This is a genomic window from Nonomuraea fastidiosa (assembly GCF_042751225.1).
GTDB classification, from domain to species: Bacteria; Actinomycetota; Actinomycetes; order Streptosporangiales; family Streptosporangiaceae; genus Nonomuraea; species Nonomuraea fastidiosa.
In genome coordinates this window covers 2520597-2542040 of sequence record NZ_CP170570.1, presented here as the reverse complement: position 1 = coordinate 2542040, position 21444 = coordinate 2520597, and the positions used below count along the sequence as shown (strand labels likewise).

General features: G+C 69.9%; 16 protein-coding genes. 13 read left to right on the top strand and 3 right to left on the bottom strand.

The features are described from left to right. Positions 1–14 precede the first annotated feature (14 nt). Entirely contained in the window at positions 15–284 is a 270-nt protein-coding gene (locus ACFMQL_RS11470; protein ID WP_378785602.1) for a hypothetical protein, read from the bottom strand. Between the two features lie 52 nt (positions 285–336). Beyond that, a complete protein-coding gene (locus tag ACFMQL_RS11465; RefSeq protein ID WP_378785600.1) occupies positions 337–1860 on the bottom strand; it encodes an alpha/beta hydrolase in 1524 nt (507 codons plus the stop codon). 148 nt (positions 1861–2008) lie between these two features. Between ACFMQL_RS11465 and ACFMQL_RS11460 the strand changes: the two genes are divergently transcribed. The 9 genes from ACFMQL_RS11460 (at position 2009) to ACFMQL_RS11420 (ending at position 11985) form a co-directional block, all read left to right on the top strand. Beyond that, positions 2009–3184 carry a sensor histidine kinase gene (locus tag ACFMQL_RS11460; RefSeq protein WP_378785598.1) on the top strand — a complete coding sequence of 392 codons (1176 nt, stop codon included), beginning with the start codon at positions 2009–2011 and terminating at the stop codon, positions 3182–3184. 11 nt (positions 3185–3195) lie between these two features. Further along, positions 3196–3849, top strand: coding sequence for a response regulator transcription factor (locus ACFMQL_RS11455; RefSeq protein WP_364064732.1), 654 nt, complete (start codon positions 3196–3198; stop codon positions 3847–3849). Positions 3850–3948: 99 nt separating this feature from the next. Continuing rightward, positions 3949–4500, top strand: coding sequence for an RNA polymerase sigma factor (locus ACFMQL_RS11450; RefSeq protein ID WP_378785596.1), 552 nt, complete (start codon positions 3949–3951; stop codon positions 4498–4500). Continuing rightward, positions 4497–5099: a hypothetical protein gene (locus tag ACFMQL_RS11445; RefSeq protein ID WP_378785594.1), complete on the top strand. Its 603-nt coding sequence runs from the start codon at positions 4497–4499 to the stop codon at positions 5097–5099. Before ACFMQL_RS11450 ends, ACFMQL_RS11445 begins: the two co-directional genes overlap by 4 nt. A 24-nt stretch (positions 5100–5123) precedes the next feature. After that, entirely contained in the window at positions 5124–8243 is a 3120-nt protein-coding gene (locus ACFMQL_RS11440; protein ID WP_378785592.1) for a S8 family serine peptidase, read from the top strand. A 298-nt stretch (positions 8244–8541) separates the two neighbouring features. Further along, the gene (locus ACFMQL_RS11435; protein WP_364063514.1) at positions 8542–9504 is read left to right on the top strand and encodes an acyl-CoA desaturase; all 963 of its coding nucleotides are present in this window, start codon (positions 8542–8544) and stop codon (positions 9502–9504) included. A 54-nt stretch (positions 9505–9558) separates the two neighbouring features. Further along, a complete protein-coding gene (locus tag ACFMQL_RS11430; RefSeq protein WP_364063511.1) occupies positions 9559–9846 on the top strand; it encodes a VOC family protein in 288 nt (95 codons plus the stop codon). A 427-nt stretch (positions 9847–10273) separates the two neighbouring features. Next, entirely contained in the window at positions 10274–10759 is a 486-nt protein-coding gene (locus tag ACFMQL_RS11425; protein WP_364063505.1) for a hypothetical protein, read from the top strand. Beyond that, positions 10756–11985: an ImmA/IrrE family metallo-endopeptidase gene (locus ACFMQL_RS11420; RefSeq protein ID WP_364063502.1), complete on the top strand. Its 1230-nt coding sequence runs from the start codon at positions 10756–10758 to the stop codon at positions 11983–11985. The genes ACFMQL_RS11425 and ACFMQL_RS11420 overlap by 4 nt, the downstream gene beginning before the upstream one ends. 176 nt (positions 11986–12161) lie before the next feature. Here ACFMQL_RS11420 and ACFMQL_RS11415 read toward each other — a convergent pair whose 3' ends face one another. Continuing rightward, positions 12162–13154, bottom strand: coding sequence for a LacI family DNA-binding transcriptional regulator (locus ACFMQL_RS11415; protein WP_364063499.1), 993 nt, complete (start codon positions 13152–13154; stop codon positions 12162–12164). 82 nt (positions 13155–13236) lie between these two features. Between ACFMQL_RS11415 and ACFMQL_RS11410 the strand changes: the two genes are divergently transcribed. Genes ACFMQL_RS11410 through ACFMQL_RS11395 form a run of 4 tightly spaced genes read left to right on the top strand, consistent with a single transcriptional unit; the run spans position 13237 to position 21433 of the window. Further along, positions 13237–15417, top strand: coding sequence for an ABC transporter permease subunit (locus ACFMQL_RS11410; protein ID WP_378785588.1), 2181 nt, complete (start codon positions 13237–13239; stop codon positions 15415–15417). Further along, positions 15414–16376 (top strand): carbohydrate ABC transporter permease, encoded by a 963-nt coding sequence (locus tag ACFMQL_RS11405; RefSeq protein ID WP_378785586.1) that lies wholly within the window; start codon positions 15414–15416, stop codon positions 16374–16376. The genes ACFMQL_RS11410 and ACFMQL_RS11405 overlap by 4 nt, the downstream gene beginning before the upstream one ends. A 33-nt stretch (positions 16377–16409) precedes the next feature. Further along, on the top strand, positions 16410–18032 hold the full coding sequence (locus ACFMQL_RS11400; protein ID WP_364063487.1) for an extracellular solute-binding protein: 1623 nt from the start codon (positions 16410–16412) through the stop codon (positions 18030–18032). 2 nt (positions 18033–18034) lie between these two features. Then, complete coding sequence (locus ACFMQL_RS11395; RefSeq protein WP_378785584.1) at positions 18035–21433, top strand: alginate lyase family protein; 3399 nt, start codon at positions 18035–18037, stop codon at positions 21431–21433. Positions 21434–21444: the final 11 nt, after the last annotated feature.

The following is a 21444-nucleotide window of genomic DNA, read 5'->3' as shown; positions in this document are numbered from 1 at the left end:
CGCCGGGAAGCCCTTCAGGACGTCGCGGAGGGCGGAGAGCGGGAGCAGAACGTCAGCACTTGACCGACGTGACCGACTTCTTCAGCTTTCGGCTCCTTCAGGGCGATGCCGAAGCTCACCGGCCCCGAGTAACACGTGACGCCGTCCCGGTTGATCCTGGAGCTGCCGGCGACCCGTACGTAGGCCAGCGAGAACGACCCGGCGGAGGAGGCGGCCACCGGCCGCGCGTCGAGGTGCGCCGTCGCAGGAGCGGCCCCGGCGAGCGCGCCGGCCGCCAGGGCCACGGCGACCGCCGTGGAGACGAGCGGGAACCGTGGCGTCCTGCGGGGGGCGGGGTCAGGAGCGGCAGTAGAGGTCGCGGGCCGGGAGCTCGCCCTTGGCCAGGAAGGCGACCGTGGCGCGGTCGGCGCAGGCCGAGCCGGTGCCGTACACGTAGTGGCCGCCCTGATCGGCGCCGACGAGGACGGCGCGGTGGCCGAGCGCCTTGCGCATGCCCTTCCCCGCCGCCCAGGGGGTGGCGTTGTCGCGGCGGTTCTGCAGGACCAGGACGTTCCGCGGGCCCCGCGAGGTGACCTTGACCGTCGGCTCGATCGGCTTCTCCGGCCAGAACGCGCACGCCCGGATGTTGCCCGGCATCCCCGCGCTCAAGGGGTACTTCGCGCGGGCGGTCTTGACGGCCTTGGCGTACGAGCCGACGTCCCGCGACCACGAGGTGTCCCCGCACAGCATGGCCAGGGCCATCGTGACCTGGTTGTCCTCCGGGACGCCCGGCGTGGCCGGGGTGCCGGCGAGCGCCTGCTGGAGCGCGGCGGCGCCCTCCTTCGACGGGGCCTTGCCCGCCGACAGATCGGACACCGCCTTCCAGATCCTGGTGAGCGGCGCGAGCGTCTCGTCGTGCAGCAGCATCTGGTACGTCACCGCGCGCAGCAGCCCCCCGCTGATGGTCACCTGCGTGCCCGGCACCGTGGCCGGCTTCCTGTCGAGGCGGTCGGCGAGCGCGATGAAGGTCTTGGTGACCTCGTCGGCGGTGCGGCCCAGGCCCAGCGTGGCGTGGTCGGCGGCGGCGATGCGGGCGGCGTCGGGGAAGCGGTCGTTCATGCCCTGGTTCCAGGTGTCGAGCATGCCCGACCAGATCTTGCGCGGGTCGACGTTGCCCTCCAGCACGATCCGGTCGGTGTGGCGGGGGTACATCGAGGCGTAGACCGCGCCGAGGTAGGTGCCGAAGGACTGCCCCCAGTACGAGATCTTCCGCACGCCGAGCGCCTGGCGGATGCGGTCAATGTCGCGGGCGGTGTTGGCGCTGGTGAAGTACCGGAGCTTGGGGGCGTTCGCGGCGCACTGCTCGGCCACCTTGCGGGCGGCGGCCACGCTCGGCTCGATCGCGCCGCCGGGCCCGGGATAGGGGAACAGGGTGGACAGGCTGTCGGCGCCGCTCAGCCCGCAGCTCATCGGGTTGCTGTGGCCGATCCCGCGAGGGTCGAACCCGATCAGGTCGTACGCGTCGAGCACCGGCTTCGGCAGCGTGTGAGCCATCTGGCCCGGCATGTCCAGGCCGGGCAGTCCGGGGCCGCCCGGGTTGAGCAGCAGGACGCCGCGCTTCTTGCCCGGCTTGGCGGTGGCGATCCTGGAGACGGCGATCGAGATCGTCTCACCGCCGGGACGCCGGTAGTCCAGCGGCACCTCGACCGTGCCGCAGGTCTGCCTCGGGTCGCGTTCCGCGCCCTGCGCGAGCGGCGGGCACTTCCCCCAGGTGATCGGCGTCGCGGCCTTGGCCGGCTGCGCGCCGACCAGCGTGCCCGCCGTCGCGATCGCGGCCAGGGCGCCGGCGATGGCGGTCCGTACGCGGATGGTGTCTCCCATGATCGTGCCTCCTGTGCTGTTCTCCGTTGTGCGGCTGACAGGAAAGTACGAGGTCAGAGGCACGTTCCGAATCACTGTGCTGCGGACAATCCGGGTAGCTCATTTGAGGGACAAACGCTGACGATCAGGGATCGATAGGCTCTGACCCATGTCGTGGGCCCGGGTCGCCGACCGCATACGAAGATCGCGCGACGCGTGGCGCTCATCCGGCGCCGCGATCTGGGACCCGGTGCTGGCCGCCGTGTTCACCGGGCTCGCGTTCGTGCCGCTGCTGGCGAACATGAGCGTCGATTTCGGCGACCTGCCCGAACGCCCCGAGGACGCGTTCGCGATCGTCCTGGCGCTCGCGCAGACGCTGCCGCTCGCCGTACGCACCCGGTGGCCCGCCGCCTGCCTGGCGATCATCGGCACGTCCTTCGCCCTGCACGAGGCGCTCGGCTACCCCATGCGGTTCAGCACCGTGACGGTGTACCTCGCGCTGTACTCGGCGGGCGCGCACCAGGAGCGGTTCCGCCGCGGTGTCGCCGTCGCGGCGTCGGCCGCGTACGTCCTATTGGTCGTGACGATGCTGCTGCTCGGCTCGCCCGCCGGGCCGAGCCAGTTCGTGGTGTTCTACGTTCTCTTCGCCGCCTGCTGGCTGGTCGGCGCCTTCGTCCGCGGGCAGCGCCGCCAGGAGGCCGAACGCCGCAGGCACGCCGCCGAGGCCGCGACCGCCGCGGAACGCGCGCGCATCGCCCGCGAGCTGCACGACGTGGTCACCCACCACGTCACCGGCATCGTCATCCAGGCCGACACCACCCAGTTCGTGGCCACGGAGCCGGACCGCGTGCGCGCGGCGCTGACGACCATCGGCGGCACCGGCCGCCGCGCCCTGGCCGAACTCCGCTACCTGCTCGACGTGCTTGAGGCCACCGGGGAGTCGGCAAGACCCGTCGCGGGCAGCCTGCGCGACCTGGTCGAGCAGGTACGCGGCGGCGGCCAGCCCGTCGAGCTCGTGGAGGACGGCGAGCTGCCCGCGCTCCCGGTCGCGGTGGGCCTGGCCGTGTACCGGGTGGTGCAAGAGGGCCTGACGAACGCCGTCAAATACGCAGAAGGCCGACCGACCACCGTACGGGTCGGCTGCCGGGACGATCGTGTGGAGGTCGAGGTGACGAACGCCCCCGCCGCGCAGCCCGCCGGCGCGAGAAGCGACCTGTCCGGCGGGCGCGGCCTGTCCGGGCTGCGCGCCCGGGTGAGCGCGCTGGGCGGCGAGCTGGCCGCGGGAAAGCAGCCGGACGGCGGTTTCCGCCTCCACGCGTCGATCCCCATGGACGGTGCCGCGTGACCATCCGCGTCATGATCTGCGAGGACCAGGAGATCGTCCGCGCCGGATACCAGATGGCGTTCGACGCCCAGCCGGACATGACCGTGGTCGGCGTGGCCGCCGACGGCCCGGCCGCGATCGAGGCGATCCACGAGCTGAAGCCCGACGTGGTCGTCATGGACATCCAGATGCCGCTGATGGACGGCATCGAGGTGACGCGGCGCATCGCCGGACCCGGCGCGGAGTCGCCGCCGAAGGTGCTGGTCGTGACCACGTTCAACGTCGACAAGTACGTCTACGAGGCCCTGCGCGCCGGCGCCAGCGGCTTCCTGCTCAAGGACGCGCCCCTGACGGAGCTGGTGAACGGCGTCCGCACCGTCGCCCGCGGCGAGGCCCTGCTGTCGCCCGCCGTCACCCGCAACCTCATCGGCCGCTACGCCGACCGCCTCCGCCCCGCCTCCCCGCAGCCGGCCGATGACCCGCTCGCCGTCCTCACGCCCCGCGAACGCGAGGTGCTCCGCCTGATCGCCCGCGGCCTGTCCAACCAGGAGATCGCCGAGGAGCTGGTCATCAGCTTCGAGACCGTCCGCACGTACGTCTCCCGCATCCTCACCAAACTGAACCTGCGCGACCGCGTCCAGGCCGTCGTCCTCGCCTACCGCACCGGCTTCGCCGACGACCGCTGAACCCGCCGCCGACCGGGCAGATGTGCCCTGACGTGCGGATGTAACCCTTCCGGGCGGTTCTCACCAAGCAGGGACGAACCGATGAAGGGAGCATGACCGGTGCGTCGTAAACAGCCGAAGATCGCCACAGATCCTGTGGCCTTCGAGGCCTTCTATCGGCGGCACGTCGATGCGGTCACCAGTTTCCTCGCGCGCCGCGTCGACGACCCGCACGACGTCGCCGACCTGGTCGCCGAGGTGTTCATGGCGGTGCTCGACTCGGCGCACACCTACCGGCCCGAGCTCGGCTCGGAGATCGCCTGGTTGTACGGGGTGGCCCGCAAGACGATCTCCGCCGAACGGCGCCGGCGGTACAAGCAGTACCAGCTGGCGGATCGGGAGGGCGGGCGGCGCCCGCTGGACTCCGACGACGTCGCCAGGCTGGTTGAGCGCATCGACGCCGAACGGGAGGCCCGGCAGGCGATCGAGGCGATGTCCGAGCTGCCGGAGGGGGAGCGCGCGGTACTGGAGCTGGTCGTCATGGACCAGCTCACGGTCACGGAGGCCGCGCTCGCCCTCGGCATCAGGCAGAGCGCCGCCAAGGTACGCCTGCATCGCGCCCGGCGGACACTGCGGAACCTGCCCTTCGTCATGAACGGAGTCCCAGGATGAGATTCGAGGAGCGCGTACTGATGGACCTCAAGGCCGAGATCGAAAGGCGCGCCGCCCGGCGGCGCCGCAACCGCCGCCTGTACGCGAGCGGAGCGGTGGCCGCCGTCGCCGCGGCCGTGGCGGTCGCGGTCCCCTCGCTGACCGTGGCGCCGGCGTACGCGGTGAGCACGAACGCCGACGGCACCGTCAGAGTGGAGATCAACGAATTCAAGGACGCGGACAAGCTGGAACGCGACCTGATGGCGAACAACGTCAGGGCCGACATCACCTACCTGCCGCCGGGGAAGCAGTGCAAGAGCGGCAGGGGGAAGACGTTCGGCGGCCGCCGCGCCATGGGCCCTGACGCCGACGCGGTGGCCCGCAGAGTTCGAGGCGGCGGGTTCGACATCGATCCCCGGCTCCTCGCCAACGACCAGACGCTGGTGCTGGAGTTCGCCGGGCACACGGAGAACATCGACGGCTTGGCGAAGGACGAGCCGCTGTACCGCCTGACGGCGAGCATCATCGTCGGCCCGGTGGCGCCGTGCGTCCCGATCGACGACCCGACGTACTACCGCCGCGTCCATGTCGACAACCCGACGGACTTCCCCACCCCGTAACCGGCGCCATCCGAGAGATCCAACGTGTCGATACTCAGACAATCCTGGATCACCGCCCTGGCCATGCTCCTGGGGGCGGTCCCCGCACACGCTGAACCCCGGTCCACCCCCGGCCACCAGCCCGAGAGCGTCACCCTGATCACCGGCGACCGCGTCGTGATCACCGGTGCCGCCCAGCACATCGAGCCCGGCCAAGGCAGACAGGTACGCTTCACCCGGCAGGTGATCGGCGGGCACGTGTTCGTGATCCCGTCCGATGCCCAGCCCCTGCTCGACCAGGGCCTGCTGGACAGGCGGCTGTTCGACGTCACGCAGCTTCTCGCCTGGCGGTACGACGACGCCGCCACGCCGGACATCCCCCTGATCATCCAGTCGGAGCAGGAGCCCGCCGGCGCCCGCGTCACCAGGAGCCTGCCCGGTCTCGGCATGAACGCGCTCAGCGTGCCGAAGGCGAGCGCCGCTCGTACCTGGAAGGACCTGACCGGCGGCCCCCGCGCGCTCCGCGCCACGAAAACCAGGTTGTGGCTGGACGGCCGCCGCACCTTCGATCTCGATCGCAGCGTCAAGCAGATCCGTGCGACGCAGGCGTGGGAACGCGGGCTGACGGGCAAGGGCGTCACGGTCGCCGTGCTCGACAGCGGCTACGACGCCGGCCACCCCGACCTGAAGGACGTCGTCGTCCAGGAGCGCAACTTCAGCGACGAGCCGGACATGCGCGACAACGTCGGCCACGGCACCCACGTCTCGTCCATCATCGCCGGGCGCGGCGAGAAGTACCGGGGCGTGGCTCCCGGCGTGAAGCTCGCGATCGGCAAGGTCGGCGGCAGCTACATCCGCGACTCCGCCATCCTCGCCGGCGTCGAGTGGGCCGCCACGGAGGTCAAGGCGGAAATCATCAACATGAGCCTGGGCGGCCCCGACGCACCTGAGCTCGACCCGCTCGAACAGGCGGTGAACACGCTGTCGGAGCAGACGGGGGCCTTATTCGTGGTGTCCGCGGGCAACCGCCATGACCTGCCCGTCTCCAGCCCGGGCAGCGCCGACGCGGCACTCACCGTCGGCGCCGTCGATCGGGACGACCGGGTGGCCGGGTTCTCCAGCAGGGGGCCGCGCGAGGGAGACCACGCCATCAAACCCGACATCACCGCGCCCGGTGCGGGCATCATGGCCGCGGCCGCCGAGGGCACCGCCGACGGGCCGTACGTCGCCTACAACGGCACCTCGATGGCGGCCCCGCACGTCGCGGGAGCCGCGGCCATCCTCGCCGAGCAGCACCCCGACTGGACCGGCGAGCGCCTCAAGTCCGCGCTGATCGGCAGCGCGCATCCCCTGGAGGGCGCGACCCCGTACGAGGAAGGCGCCGGGCGCGTGGACGTGGCACAGGCGATCGACCAGCAGGTCGTGGCCGATCAGCCGAACGTGTGGGCCGCCTTCCCCTGGACGGGATCCGAACGTACCCGCACCACGACCCTCACCTACGCCAACACCGGCGATACCCCCGTCACCCTCGACCTCGCCGCCGACGGAGACGTCCTGAAGCTGTCCACGCGCCGGCTCGACGTCCCGGCCAAGGGGACGGCGTCGGTCACGCTGACCATCGACGCCGCCGGCAAGGCGCCAGGCGACTACCCGGGGACCATCACCGCCACCTACGGCGACAAGGCGGTCCGCACGCTGGCGGGCGCGTACGTCGAGTCCGAGTCGTACGACGTCCGGCTCAGCGCGCACGGCAGGGAGGGCGACGTCGAGAACGTCTTCGTCCAGATCTATGACCCCGATACCGGAGAGACCCGGCAGCGGATCCTCGACAGCGCGACCAGCACGATCCGGGTGCCGAAGGGACACTGGAAGCTGTACGCCGAGATCCTCGACTCCACCGGCAAGATCACCCTCGCGCACCGCGATCTCCAGGTGGAGGCCGACCAGCAGGTGACCCTGGACGGCCGCCAGGCCGCGCAGGTCCGCTTCTCCATCGACGACCCGGCCGCCGCGCCCACCGACACCGTCAACTTCGAGCTCAGCGACGGCAAGTGGGCGATGATCTTCAGGATCGGGCTGGACGTCCGTACCGACCTCTTCGCCATCCCAGCCAAGGAGACCGGCCTGCACTACATGATCAGGAGCGTCTGGGACGGCACGGACTCCTCAGGGCGGCCGCACCTGTACGACCTGGTCGACCAGCGCACGGGCGGGATCCCCGACGACCCCGGCCTCCGGGCGAGCCGCGACGACCTCGCCGAGGTGACCGCCACCTACCGGGCTCCCGGCGTCGCGGCCAAGGGCCTGCCGTCCTTCGCGCCACGGGCCGATGACGGGTCCCCGACCATATACCAGCCGCTCCCGGCCGAGGTGAGCCTGCCGGGCAGCGCCACCTACCACCGCACGCCGGGCCTGGTCTGGGACAGCATGCTGCAGATCGGCGGCACGGTGGTGGCCGACGGCGGCAGGCTCATCGAGCGCGGGCACACCACGGAGACGTGGAACCCGGCGGTCACCGGGCCGTCCCTCGTCACCGCGACCCGTACCGGTGACGACCTCCACCTCAACGCCGGCCCGTTCTTCGCCGACGGCGTCGCCGGCCACGCCGGCGCGGACCGTGCGGCCACCGGCACCGCCACGCTGAGCAGCGGGGGACAGGTGCTCGGCCGGGCCGACCTGTCCGGCTGCGACATCTATGAACGCCCGACCTGCGTCCTCGACACCGTCCTGCCGCAGGACGCGGCCCGGTACACGCTGGCCGTGTCGATGGCCCGGCCGGACGCGGCGCTGTCCACGGCGGTGGAGGCCGTATGGGAGTTCGACTCGGCCCGCACCCCGGAGCGGCAGCCCCTGCCCCTGCCCGTGGTCCGGTACGCCCCGACCGGCCTCGACGACTCCAACCATGCCAAGACCGGCACCGTGACGGAGGTGCCCATGTGGGTGGAGCGCGCCACCGGGCCGGAGGTCAACAGCGTGCGGCTGGAGGTGTCCTTCGACGACGGGAAGACCTGGCAGCCGGCTCCGGTGACGGCCTCCGGCACCGGCTGGACGGGCGCCATCCAGAACCCGTCCGCACCGGGATTCGCCTCTCTCCGTGCCACCGTCACCGACGCGGACGGCGTTTCCCTCACCCAGACCATCACCCGCGCCTACGGCATCTCGTGACGCCGTCCGGGGCTCTCCGGCTCGGATCATCCCCGAGCCGGAGAGCCCCGCGGCGCTCCACGCGTGGATGATCTCCGCTGCGCGCCGGTGACCTGTCGACCAGGGAGGGTCGGCGATTCCCGCGAACGCTCGCTGCTTCGCGGGCTCAGGAGGCCGGATGCCCCTTCGGGCCGGGCGGCACGTCCGCGATGGGCGCCGCGTTCCGGCGGGCTCCCGTGGTCCCGGACATGACCTGCGCGTTCGTGGGCACATGAGTACATCAGGAGATCGGCGTCGCCGTATAAGGGGGAATGCGGACATGGCTGCGTCGGAGGCAGGCGCGTTCTATCAGGGACGGGCGGGGGCGGCGCCGCTCATAGGCGGCCGTAAACCGGTCGCGGCGGTGGTCGCGTTGTGGGTGTTCGTTCTGGTGCCGTTCGCGGCGCTGGTCGCCGCCGTGCCGGTGGCCTGGGGATGGGGCTTGAGCTGGACCGACGTGGTGATCGCCGGCGCGGCGTACGTCCTGACCGGGCTCGGCGTCACGGTGGGCTTCCACCGCTACCTCGCCCATGGCGCGTTCAAAGCACGGCGCTGGCTGCGGATCGCCCTGGCCGTGGCCGGGTCGCTCGCGGTGCAGGGCTCGGTCATCCAGTGGGTGGCCGACCACCGGCGCCATCACGCCTTCTCCGACCGTGACGGCGACCCGCACTCGCCCTGGCGCTACGGCCACAGCGTGCGCGGCCTGGCCAAGGGGTTGGTGTTCGCGCACGTCGGCTGGATGTTCGGACGCGACCTCACCAACCGGGAGCGTTTCGCCAAGGACCTGCTGAACGACGCCGGCATCGTCCGGGTCGAGCGGCTGTTCGGGCCGCTGGTGGCGGTCTCGATGCTGCTGCCGCCCGCCGTCGGCCTGCTGGTCACCGGCACCTGGGCGGGGGCGGTGACCGCGTTCTTCTGGGGCTCGCTGGTACGGCTCGCGCTGCTGCACCACGTCACCTGGTCGATCAACTCCGTCTGCCACGTCTTCGGCGAGCGGCCGCTGAAGACCCGCGCCGGGGACCGGGCGGCGAACTTCTGGCCGCTGGCGATCCTTTCGTTCGGTGAGAGCTGGCACAACGGCCACCACGCCGACCCCACCTGCGCCCGCCACGGCATGCTGCCCGGCCAGATCGACATCTCCGCCCGGCTGATCAGGTGGCTGGAGCGGCTGGGCTGGGTGCGCGACGTCCGCTGGCCGACCCCGTCCCGCCTGGCCGCCCGCCGCCGCGACCCCGGTCCGTGACGGCCCGGGCGTGACATGCTGTGACGCGCAGGCTCGCCATCGCCAATGGAGGCGGTGACGTTCGGCGCGAACCGCACCGCCCTGACGTTCGGACGCACCAAGATCAATCTGCACCAGGCCGGCGGCGAATTCGAGCCGAAGGTCCACCGGCCCAATCCGGGTAGCGCCGACCTCTGCCTGATCACCACGGATCCGCTGGAGCAGGTGATCGAGGAACTCGCGGCGCACGGCGTCCCGATCGAGGAGGGGCCGGTCGAACGCACCGGGGCGACCGGCCCCATCCGCAGCGTCTACATCCGCGACCCCGACCGGAACCTCGTCGAGATCAGCACCTACTCCTGATCGGCATCGCCGGCGAAGGAGCATGCGGCCAGGCCGGTGAACGTCCCCAAGGCGGAGCCGGCTTCGCGGGGACGGGCATCGAACGCGCCGCCGCCTCCGCGGAGACGGCCGTCGCGGCCGTGCACCGCAAGAGCATGACCTGCTCGAACTCGGCACGCAGATACGTGAACTCTTCGTGGAGCGACGGCATTTCGAGCGCGACCGTGTACTTCAACAACCACTGCACCTCAGGCAGAGCGCGAAGCTGCATTTCCGGGAGGCGGCGACCGCGAGGCCCGGCGGCCCGAAATCAACGATCACGCTCACCACCTGCGGGCCGGCACGATTTGGCCAGAAGGGGCCTACAGGACTAACAGGAATTCTGCCGGCCTGCTCTGTGGCCTTTCGGGGGATACGATGCGATTGGGGCCATGTCAAAGGGGGATCGTTGACTGAGTCGGAGCAGACGCAGCACGTCGTCATCGTCGACCTAGACCAATTACCTGATGCCCGTGCGCTGGCAAATGCTCACGGCGTCGAAGTGGAACAGGTGCCGCGCCTCGGCATCGAGCCCGTGGCCACCGTGACCCTGGTGCTGATGGGTACGGCGGCCGCGGTCGGCACGGTGGTTCACGTTCTGGAGCAGCGCAGAGGCGGCCAGGTCATCGACCTGCGACCGGAAGCGCCGAAGGCGTTCTACCGCACACCGGATGTGGTCTACGGAACCGTCGTCATCGTCTCGAAAGACGGCACGGTGACCGTAGAGGTCAAAGAGCCGGACGGCATGTTCGGCAAGGTGGTCTCCGGCCTCTCTGAGCTACTCGCCGGTGGCGATGAGAGCGTGGCTCAGATCACCCAAGCGGTCACCACGAAATTCGGCTCCGACGTAGAGGTGGATACGGTCCGCAGCCCGCGCCGGGGCGGTGAATCGTGAGCGCGGCGCATGACGAAGCGCGGCGCTTTGTCGAACAACTCCGAATGCAGAACCGGGCCGCACTCGGACTTCCTCCCACTACCGCGCATCCTGGTCAGGATGCGGTGAATGATGAGCTGTTCAATCGGTTTCTGCGTGAGAGCCTGATTCCTGAGGATGCTCGAAATCCAGAAATTCGGCGCCTGTGGGAGCAGGCGCGGGCACGAGACAGAGAAGAAGCCGGGACTGAGATGTTCGGGCAGATGCATGAGAACATCGAGAGGATCGCCGTTCGCAGCATCACTCGTGCCGACGGAGGGCCCATCGATTTCACCTCCCTCCGCCCGTTCGTCGCCGAGCTTCAGACAGGGCAGCTCAACGCCGTGAGCATGCGGGTGCCCGGCCGTCACGGTGCCTATCTGGTGCTTTTCGAGACGGAGATGAAACTCTTCGCCTCGAAGATCAGTAAAGCGATCGCGTGGGCCATACCCTGTTACCCCCACCCGGCACAAGAACACATGATCGCGTTCGAGTGGGGCACAGGTCCCATCGCCGAGCGGATCAAGGCCGACCCCGAGATCACCGTACGCTTCGCCGACATCGTCATCAGCTATGCCGCAACAGGCAGTGTCGCCGAGGCGGCCCATCATCTGATGCCGCCGGGCTATCTGACCCTCGCCTCGAACCTCCGTGATTCTTTGGAGTATTTCGTTCTGGGGCATGAGTACGGCCACATCCTGTGCGGCCACTTGGACACGGCCGCGACGCGCAAGGGGGTCTTGCCGGCCGAGGAAGCCGAGGTGCTCGCCTACTCCTGGCACATGGAGATGCAGGCCGACTGGCTCGGCATGGCTCTGGCCATCCACGCGCTCATGAACTACGAGAATCAAGATTTCGACCTGACTTTCGCAGGTATCAGCTTGTTCTTCGACGCTATGGACATCATGGACCGGGCGGTCGCTCTGCTTGAGACCGGCGATGAGGACGCCCGTCAGCTCGGGTCCCATCCTCCCTCCGATGTACGGAGGAAGTACCTGGCTGACTCCTTGCCGCAGGTGGTCGGAAACGATCCCTCCGATGCGGAAACCGTGACAAGGGCGTTGCACATGGCCGAAAGCCAGAGCGAGATCGTCCGCCTGCTGTGGGAGCGCACCCGGCCGATTCTCCTCGACCTGCGCCGGCAGGGGCTTTCAGCGGCCCATACCTGGCGCACCGTCCCGAAAGAGGGCGGTGCTAGGTCCTGGTGAAGAGACTTCGTCGAGCAGGTGGATGGGGCCCCTCACCGGCGAGCCCGGTATGGGCCCCTTGCCGTTCCGCACATGGTCCGGATCTTGGTTGGTGCGCTCCGAGCCGTTACCCGCAGAGCGCTCCTGCCGCTTGACGCCCGGGGCAACGGCTCTTTCGAGCTCGGCGATCGGCCGCGTTACCCGGCGAACCTGGTCGCCGAGTCGCGGATCACCAGTTCGGGCTCGGGGTCGGTGATGACGCCGCCGGCGCTCGGCCGTCCCGCGATCAGGTCGTACAGCGCCTCGACGCCGGCCCGGCCGAGCTGGTACATGGGCATCCTGACCGCGGTGACGGCAGGGCGCAGGTGCTGCATCAGGTCGACGTCGTGAATGCCGACCACGGACAGCCGGTCGGGGATGGCGATGCCGAGGTCGTGGGCGGCGGCCAGGACGCCGACCGCGCTCATGATGTTGTTGACGACGATGGCGGTCGGCGCCGTGGCCGCCTGCATGGCCTGCCGGAGCCCGTCGGCGCCGGCCTGCTCGCCGAAGCCGGTGTCCAGGTGCGGGGCGGGGGCTAGGCCTGAGGCGTCCATCGCCTGCTTGTAGCCCAGGTAGCGCTGCTGGGAGAGGTATCCCGTACCGCCGACGAAGACGATGTGGCGATGGCCGAGGTTGATCAGGAACCGCGTCGCGATCTCGCCCGCGCGGAGGTCGTCCACATCGATCCAGGGGTGGTCCAGTGCGTGTTCCAGGACGAGGATCGGCTTGGGATGGGAACGGAGCTCGGCCTTCACGTCGTCGTCGAGCAGCCCTTCGCCGCGGATCAGGATGCCGTCGACCGTGCCCTGGCTGAGCAGCCGGGTCAGGAACCGGCTGCCTGAGCGCATCGTGTCGGCATCGCCCAGCAGGACCGTGGCGCCGTGCTCCGCCGCCGCCTCGTAGACCCCGCGCCGCAGCGGCCCGTAGACCGGGTTGTCGACCTTGTTGAGGATCATCGCGATCATGTCGGTCCGGTTGCGCCGCAGCGAGCGGGCCGTCTGGTTCGGCTGGTAGCCCAGCTGCTGCATCGCCTCGAGCACCCGGGCGCGGGTGGATTCCTTCATCCGGGTGTGGCTCGTGCCGTTGACCACCGCCGACACCACGGCGAGCGACACGCCGGCCGCCCGTGCGACGTCACGTTGCGTCACCAAATTGAAAGCCTCCTCGGTCCTTGACGCAACGTCTCACCATCCCTATTTTGAATTAACGTTGCGTCAACAAGGAGTATATATGACATCTACACGTCGTACCGTCCTCCTGCGGTCCTCATGGGCGACGGTGAACATCGGCGACGTGGCTCACTCCCCTGGCGTGGTGCGGGCGTTTCAGCGGTTCGCCCCCGAGGTCGAGGTCGTCCTCTGGCCGGTGCGGCTGGAAGAGCGCGAACGGTCCATGCTGCGGCACGCGTTCCCCGGCCTGCGCATCGTCGATGGCACCCTCGGCGCGGACGGGCCGAGCACCCCGGAGCTGGCCGCCGCGATCGACGGCGCGGACGTCCTGATGCACGGATCGGGTGCCGACGCCTTCCAGGGCAGTGAGATCGACTGGTGGCGCGAGCACGTGGGCCGCCCGTACGGATATTTCGGGATCACTGTGGACCCGCTCTGCCCGCCGACCACGGCGACGCTGCCGGAGCTGGCCCAGATGGTCGAGCTGCTCCCGCCGTCCTACATCCAGGACGACGTCAAGGACCGTTTCGACGGCGCCGACTTCGTGTACTGCCGGGAAACGCTGACTCTGGCCACCCTGCGCGGCCAGAAGATCACCGGGCCCGACCTCGCCTTCGGCCCTGACGGCACGTTCGCGTTCGACCACACCGACGCCGTCGCCGCCGCCCGCCTGCTGGAGGATTTCGGCCTGCGACCCGGCCGGTTCGCCTGCTTCGTCCCGCGGCTGCGCTACGCCCCGTACGCGAAGATCTACGGCACCGAGCCGACCCGCGAGCAGATGCGGCGCGACGCGGTCAACCGGGCCACCGCGACGCACGACCTGGCGGTGCTGGCGGCGGCGATCGAGACCTGGGTGCGCGTCAGCGGCCTGCCCGCCGTCGTGGTGCCCGAGATGAGCTACGCCGTCGAGCTCGCGCACGCACAGCTTCCCCAGCTCCTCAGCCCGCAGACGCTCGATCAGGTCCGGCTCCTCGACCGGTACTGGCCGCTCGAGGAGGCGACCGGGGTCTACGCCGCCTCGTCGCTGGTGGTCAGCATGGAGTGCCATTCGCCGATCATGGCCGTACGGCATGCGATCCCGGCCATCTACCTCCGGCAGCCGACCGAGACCACGAAGTCGCAGATGTTCGCCGACCTCGGCGCCCCGGACATGGTGATCGAGCTCGACCATCGTGCCGCGGCGGCGGTCGTCGCGGCGGTCACCGAGATCGCCACCGACCCGGCGCCCGCGGCCGCCCGGAGCAGGAGGGTCGCGGGCAACGCCGACGACCGGCTGCGGGCGGCGGTGGAGGCCTGCGCGGCGGGCCGGCCCTATCGGCGGGGACCTGCGATGCGTAGCCTGCGCGACCGCTGGCGGCGCGACCGGGTCCTGCTGCTGCTCGCGCTTCCCGGGGTCACGGCGCTGCTGCTGTTCCACTACCTGCCGCTCGGCGGGCACATCATCGCCTTCCAGGACTTCCAGCCGTTCCTCGGCGTCTGGCACAGCCCGTACGTCGGGTTCGACAACTTCGAGCCGGTGTTCACCGGCGACCCGGTCTTCCTCAACGCGCTCGTCAACACGGTGATCATCACGCTGATCCAGGTGATCTTCGTGTTCCCGCTGCCGATCTGCCTCGCGTTGATCCTCAACGCGACGATCAGCGAACGGCTCAAGCGCCTCGCCCAGTCGATCCTCTACATGCCGCACTTCCTGTCCTGGGTGATCGTGGTCGCCCTGTTCCAGCAGATGTTCGGCAACGGCGGGATGCTCAACGCCTGGCTGCGCTCGGCGGACCTCGCCACATTCCAGATCATCGGCGTGCCCGAGCTGTTCAAGCTCATGATCACATCGCAGGTGATCTGGAAGGACACCGGCTGGTCGACGATCATCTTCCTCGCCGCGCTGTCCCGGGTGGATCCGGCGCAGATGGAGGCTGCGGTGGTGGACGGCGCATCGGCGGCGCGCCGCCTGTGGCACGTGACCCTGCCCGCCATCCGCCCGGTGATCGTCCTGCTGCTGATTCTGCGGCTCGGCGACTCGCTGTCCGTCGGGTTCGAGCAGATCATCCTGCAGCAGGCACAGGTCGGCGCCGGCGCCGGCGAAGTGCTCGACACGTACGTCTACAACCACGGCATCGTCGGCGGCGACTGGGGCACTGCGGCCGCGGTGGGGCTCATCAAGGGCATCGTCGGCGTCGCGCTCGTGCTCGGCGCCAACAGATTGGCCCACGCCCTGGGCGAGCAGGGGGTGTACGCCAAATGACGAGCCGACCCGCGGCGGCCGCGGCGCCCGTGGCGCGCCGCGCCGCACGCACCAGGCCACGTTCGGGCCGCGGTGAGCGTCCGGTCTGGATGGGCGAGCCGAGCAAGCTGGGGGTCGGCGCGCGGGGACTCGTGCTCGGCCTGGGCTGCCTGGCGGTCCTGGTGCCGTTCTGGGCGGTGCTCGTGACCAGCATCGCCTCCCCGGAGGAGGTCAACAAGGCGGGCGGCTTCGTGCTGTGGACGAACGAACCGACGCTGGACGCCTACCGGGCCGTCCTGTCCGGCGGCATCGTCACCCGCGCGCTGCTGGTGAGCGCCGGCATCACCGTGGTCGGCACGGCGCTCAGCCTCGTCGCCACGATCGCTCTGGCGTACGCGCTGTCGCGGCCGGGTTCGCTGCTGCACAAGCCGGTCCTGCTGATGACGCTCTTCACCCTGCTGTTCAACCCGGGCATCATCCCGATGTACCTGACGGTCAAGCAGCTCGGCCTGCTGGACAGCTACTGGGCACTGATCCTGCCGGTGCTGGTGAACGCGTTCAACGTCATCGTCATGCGCGCGTTCTTCCAGGAGATCCCGCGCGAGCTGAGGGAGAGCGCCCACATCGACGGCGCGGGGGAGCTGCGCATCCTGCTGCGGATCGTGCTGCCGCTGTCGAAGGCGGTCGTCTCCGTGATCGGGCTGTTCTACGCGGTGGCGTACTGGAACGCCTTCTTCTCCGCGATGCTGTACCTCCAGTCACCGGAGAAGTGGCCGCTGCAACTGGTGCTGCGCACCTACGTCGTCAACAACACCCCGATCGGGGCCGACCAGCTCAGCTCGAGCCTGGAGAACCTGCCGCCGCAGATCTCCGTCCAGATGGCGATCCTCGTCATCTCCGTCCTGCCCATCCTGCTCATCTACCCCTTCATCCAGAAGCACTTCGCCAAGGGACTCATGGTCGGCGCCGTCAAGGGCTGACCGCTCGTCCACGCAATGTGGAAAGGAGACGACGTGGCACCCACCTTCAGCCGCCGCCACGTCCTGGCACTCGGCGCGGCGGCGGGGCTGGCCCCGCTGCTCGGGGCCTGCGGTGACGGCGGCCCGAGCGCGCCGAACGGCTCATCAGGGCCGGTCAAGCCGCCTACCTACAAGCCCGTCACCGTGGCCGAGCCCGACCTGGCCGCCAAGCCGGCCGGTGTGTCGCCGGGCTACTTCACCTACCCGTCCGGCGCCGGCGCCGCAGCGCAACCGGTGCAGGGCGCACCCGTCACGGCACTGACGTACACCTATGACCCGATCGCCCCCGCGCTCGACGCGAACCCCTACTGGCAGAACCTCAACAGGCAGATCGGCACCGAGCTGAAGATCACATACGTCGCCTCGGCCGATTACAAGAGCAAGGTCGCCACGACCATCGCCGGTGGCGATCTGCCGGACATCGTGGCCATCCAGGGCGTCTTCCAGCAGATGCCGGCCATGCTGAAGGCGACGTTCACCGACCTCACCGAGTACCTGTCAGGGGATGCGGTCCTCGCGTACCCGAACCTCGCCGCCCTCCCCACGGACGCCTGGCGCGCCACCATTTACGACCAGCGGATCTGGGGCGTCCCCGTGCCGCGGGCGCGGATCGGGACCGTGCTGTACACCAGGGCCGACCTGCTGGCCAAGGCGGGACTCAGCCTTCAGCCCGAGTCGTGGGACGAGTTCAAGGAGATGGCGCGGGCGCTGACCGACGAGCGGGCCGGCCGGTGGGCGTTCGGGCAGATCCCGTTCACCACGATCCTCGAGATGAACGGGATCACCGGCAACTGGCCCGGCGGCGCCGGCGTCTGGCAGGCGGAAGGCGGCGTCTTCACCCACTCGGGGACGACACCGCAGTTCATGCAGGCACTCGCGGACACCGTCGAGCTGGTGAAGTCGGGGGTGATCCACCCCGACCACGCGGGCGTGCCCAACACCAAGCGCAACGCGTGGATGCTGGCCGGCACGACCGCGTTCACGATCGGCGGATACGCCGGGTGGGGCAAGTTCTACGGCCAGGCCAAGGACGTGCCCGGCTTCCGCCTGACCGGCATGCTCTCGCCCACCCGCGACGGCAAGGGGCAGCGGGTACGCACACCAGGCCCAACCCTGTCGAGCTTCACCGCCATCGCCAAGACCGGCGACGCCGATCGGATCAAGCAGATACTCAAGGTCCTCGACTGGCTGTGCTCGCCCTTCGGCAGCAGCGAGTACCTGGCACTCCGGTACGGCGTCGAGGGCGAGACGTTCACCCGCGACGGCTCCGACCCGGTACTCACCGAGGCCGGGCGCAGCCAGGTGTTCCTGCCGGTGCGGTACATCGCCGAGGCCTCGCCCGTCATCTACGAGCCGGGCAACCGCCAGGCCGTCAAGGACCAGCACGACCACCAGGTCGCCGGCGTCCCACTCGCCGTTGCGGACCCGACGCTCGGGCTGTACTCGGAGACCGCCGCCAGCAAGGCGGCCAGCGAGCAGCAGGAGCTGGACGCGGTGCTGCTGGAGATCCAGCTCGGGAACAAGCCCGTCTCCGCGTGGCAGCCGGCCATCAAGAAGTTCATGGACCGGGTGGGCAACAAGATCAAGGCCGAGTACGAGGAACAGGCGGGTGATTGACCGTGGCTCTCAAGGGGTGGACGGGCAGGTTATGCGCGGCGGTCGCGCCGGCTCTGGTGGCGGCGCTGCTCGTGCCGGCCGGTGCAGCGGCCGCCGACATGTCGGATCTCGGCAGGCTGCTCGACCTGACCCGCCCGGGGCTCGGCGCGGTGGCGGCCGAGCTGGCCGCCGGTGACGAGGAAGGCGCCGCGAGCGAGCTCAAGGCGTATTACGCGGGCCGCACCGACGTGCACTACCCGGCTCCGGCCGCGGGCCTGGGCGGCGGCGACGCCACCGCCGACGAGATCGCGGCGGGAATCTTCCGGTTCGGCTCCCAGACCAGGAACTTCTACGACAGCGCCGAGCAGCGGATCGACATCGACTGGCAGGACCTCTGGGGCGGGACGCAGGCCGCCCCGGGCGGCGCGCAGACGCTGATGAGCGACTTCACGTTCATGCCCAAACTGACCTACGCGTACGTGTCCGAGAGCGACCCGGCCAAGCGCGCGGCGTACGCGAAGGCGTGGATGGACATCTCGCTGGACTTCTTCGCCGACAACCAGAGCTGGCCGAAGGGCCGCAACCTGTCGGCGGCCAAGCGGCTCGCCCAGATGGTCAGCGGGTTCTCCGTGTTCAGGGCCGATCCCGGCATCGACTCCGGTGATCTCGTGACGTACCTGACCGGCGTGCACGTCACGACGAACTTCCTCGCCGGCGTGATGCAGGAGCACGTCGGCAACAACTGGTACATGTCGATGGCCCGCTCCGTCCACGCGGCGGCGGTGTACCTGCCCGAGTTCTCGGCGGCGTCCGGCTGGGAGTGGTTCGCGGTGCGCTCGGCCGAGCGGTTCCTGCGCGCGTTCCTGAAGGGCGACGGCGTGTACCGCGAGCCGGCCTTCAACTATCAGGCGTACGTGGCGGACCTCCTCAACTCCGTCATCGCGGTCGCGGAGCTCAACGGGCGGAACGTTCCCGAATACCTCGTCCAGGCGGCGGACTGGATCGCGGACTCGCTGTTCGCGACCCGCCAGCCGAACCTCGAACCCGCGGCGATCGGCGACACGCCGAACACCACCGCGGGCACGTCGGCCATCCGCAGGAGCGGCGTGCGCAACTCCTGGCCCGACTTCACCTGGGTCGCCTCGGGCCGGACGCAGGGGAGCGAGCCGACGCTGTCGTCCACGGTGTTCCCGATCAGCTTCGCGGTGCAGCGTTCCGGATGGGACGCCGACGCCCGGTACATGCTGATCAACAACCAGCATTCCAGCTACACCGCCTCGCATCGGCATCCTGACGACCTCAGCCTGGTGATGGCCGCGTACGGGCGTCCGCTGATCGTCGACTCCGGGGTGGGGGACTACAGCGCCACTCCGACGAACGAATGGATGCGCCGCCAGACCGAGGCGCACAATACCATCGAGGTCGATGGAGAGCCGCAGGCCAAAGGCGTCCCCCGCACGACGTCGCTGTGGCGCTCGAACGCGGGCCTCGACATCTACCGCGGTGCGGCGATGGGGTACCGGCCGGTCGAGCACGATCGTGCGGTCTACTTCGTCAAGCCCGGCTTCTGGGTGGTCTCCGACTCCCTCACCGGCGACACCGCCAGGCACGCCTACCGGCAGCTCTGGCACTTCCCCGGCGATCCGGTGACCGTCGATCCGTCGACGAAGATCGCCACGGTCGGGTTCGACACCGTGCCGGGGGCCGCGCCCGTCGCCGGCGTGCGGCTCATCCCGGTGGCGACGTCCGGCGCCGCGGTGACCCCCAGGATCAGCAAGAACGGCGCGGTGCGCGTCGGCGACCGGGTGCTCACCAACGTCGACTACCTGTCGTACGACTGGTCCACCACTGGTGCGACGGGACTGGACACGGTCGTGGTCCCCGGCCCGGCCGGCGCGGCGCCCTCGGTGACGGCAAGACGCATCGCCATGTCCGGGGTGCCTCACTCCGTGGCGACGGCGCTGGAGATCGGCCTGCCGGGCGCGACCGGGCGCTTCTACCTGTCGCGGGAGGCGACTCCCTCGTCGAGGACGTTCGGGGCCGCCACGACCGACGGCGAGACCGCGTACCTCGAGCGCGCCTCGGGCGGCGGGCTCACCAGGTACGCGCTGACGAGGGGGACGTCGCTGACCGACGCGGGCGACACCGTCATCAGCGCGTCCGCGCCGGTGTCCGACATCAGTGTGGAACTGCGCGGCACGACCGCCCGGATCTCGCTCGGCGACCCGTACACCGGCACGCTCTCCATCCACGCGCCGGACGCGACCGCGGTGACGGTGAACGACGCCTCTGTCGCCTTCACCCGCACCGGCGACCTGGTCACCGTGTCACGTCAGGAACGCTTCGCCCCGGCACCCGTGCTCGGTGAGGAGTTCGACGACGCCGGCCTGGACCGCACCGTTCACGACTTCAGCGAATCCTTCGGCGGCTGGCGGCCGGTCCAGGGGACCTGGGTGGTGACCGGCGGGCAGCTCGCCCAAACCTCGACCGCGGACATGGTGTCGTTCGCGGCGCTGCACGACGTACCCGACGACGTGGTCATGTCCGCGGACATCGTCCCCGGGCCGCGCGGCCAGACGACCTCCCGTACCGGTCTCGCGTTCCGCTACCACGATTCCCGCAACTACTACCGGGCAGAAGTGCTCAACTCCACGTCGGGAGCGACACTGAAGCTCGTCAAGATCTACGACGCGCAGACCACGGTTCTCGCGGAGACCGAACTGCCGATCAGCGCCAACGTCCCGCACAAGCTGGTCGTCTCCGCGATCGGGAAGCACCTGAGCGCCAAAGTCGGCGATACGTCGATCACCGCGGAGGACACGCAACTGCCGACGGGCGGCGCCGCCGCCTACACGCACCGGCGGGCCGCGTCCTTCGACGACATCGTGATCAGGGAAGGCATCGATCAGGCCAATTGGCGGGGGATCACCGGATCCGTGTCCGTCGCCTCGGGCGCACTGCGCCTCACGCCGCCCGCCGGGGGTGGCCGGGCGCACGTCCTGGCCGACTCGACCCTGCCGAAACGCTTCTCCGACACGTGCGACTACGCCGTGGAGACCACGCTCACGCTCGAGGGATCGGCCGGCAACGCGGGAATCTCGCTGCGCGACAGCACGGACGCGTACGGGTACCGGATCCATGTCGGTAAGACCGGTGACGGAGACCGGTACGCGAGCATCATCCGCGAAGCCCACGCCTCGGGCCCCTTCATCGTGGCCAAGGCGGACATCACCGACCCGCTGACGGGTCCCGTACGGCTGGGCGCGGCGATCCACGGCGACCGCCTCACCGTGACGTTGAACGGCACGCAGATCCTGAAGGGCCGCGACACCGTCGTACGCAGCGGCGGCGTCGGGCTCTACGCCTCCACGCAGACCTCGTTCGAGAACGTCACCGTCGCCGGCTCCTGCGGAGGGCGGTAGCGATCACGCCG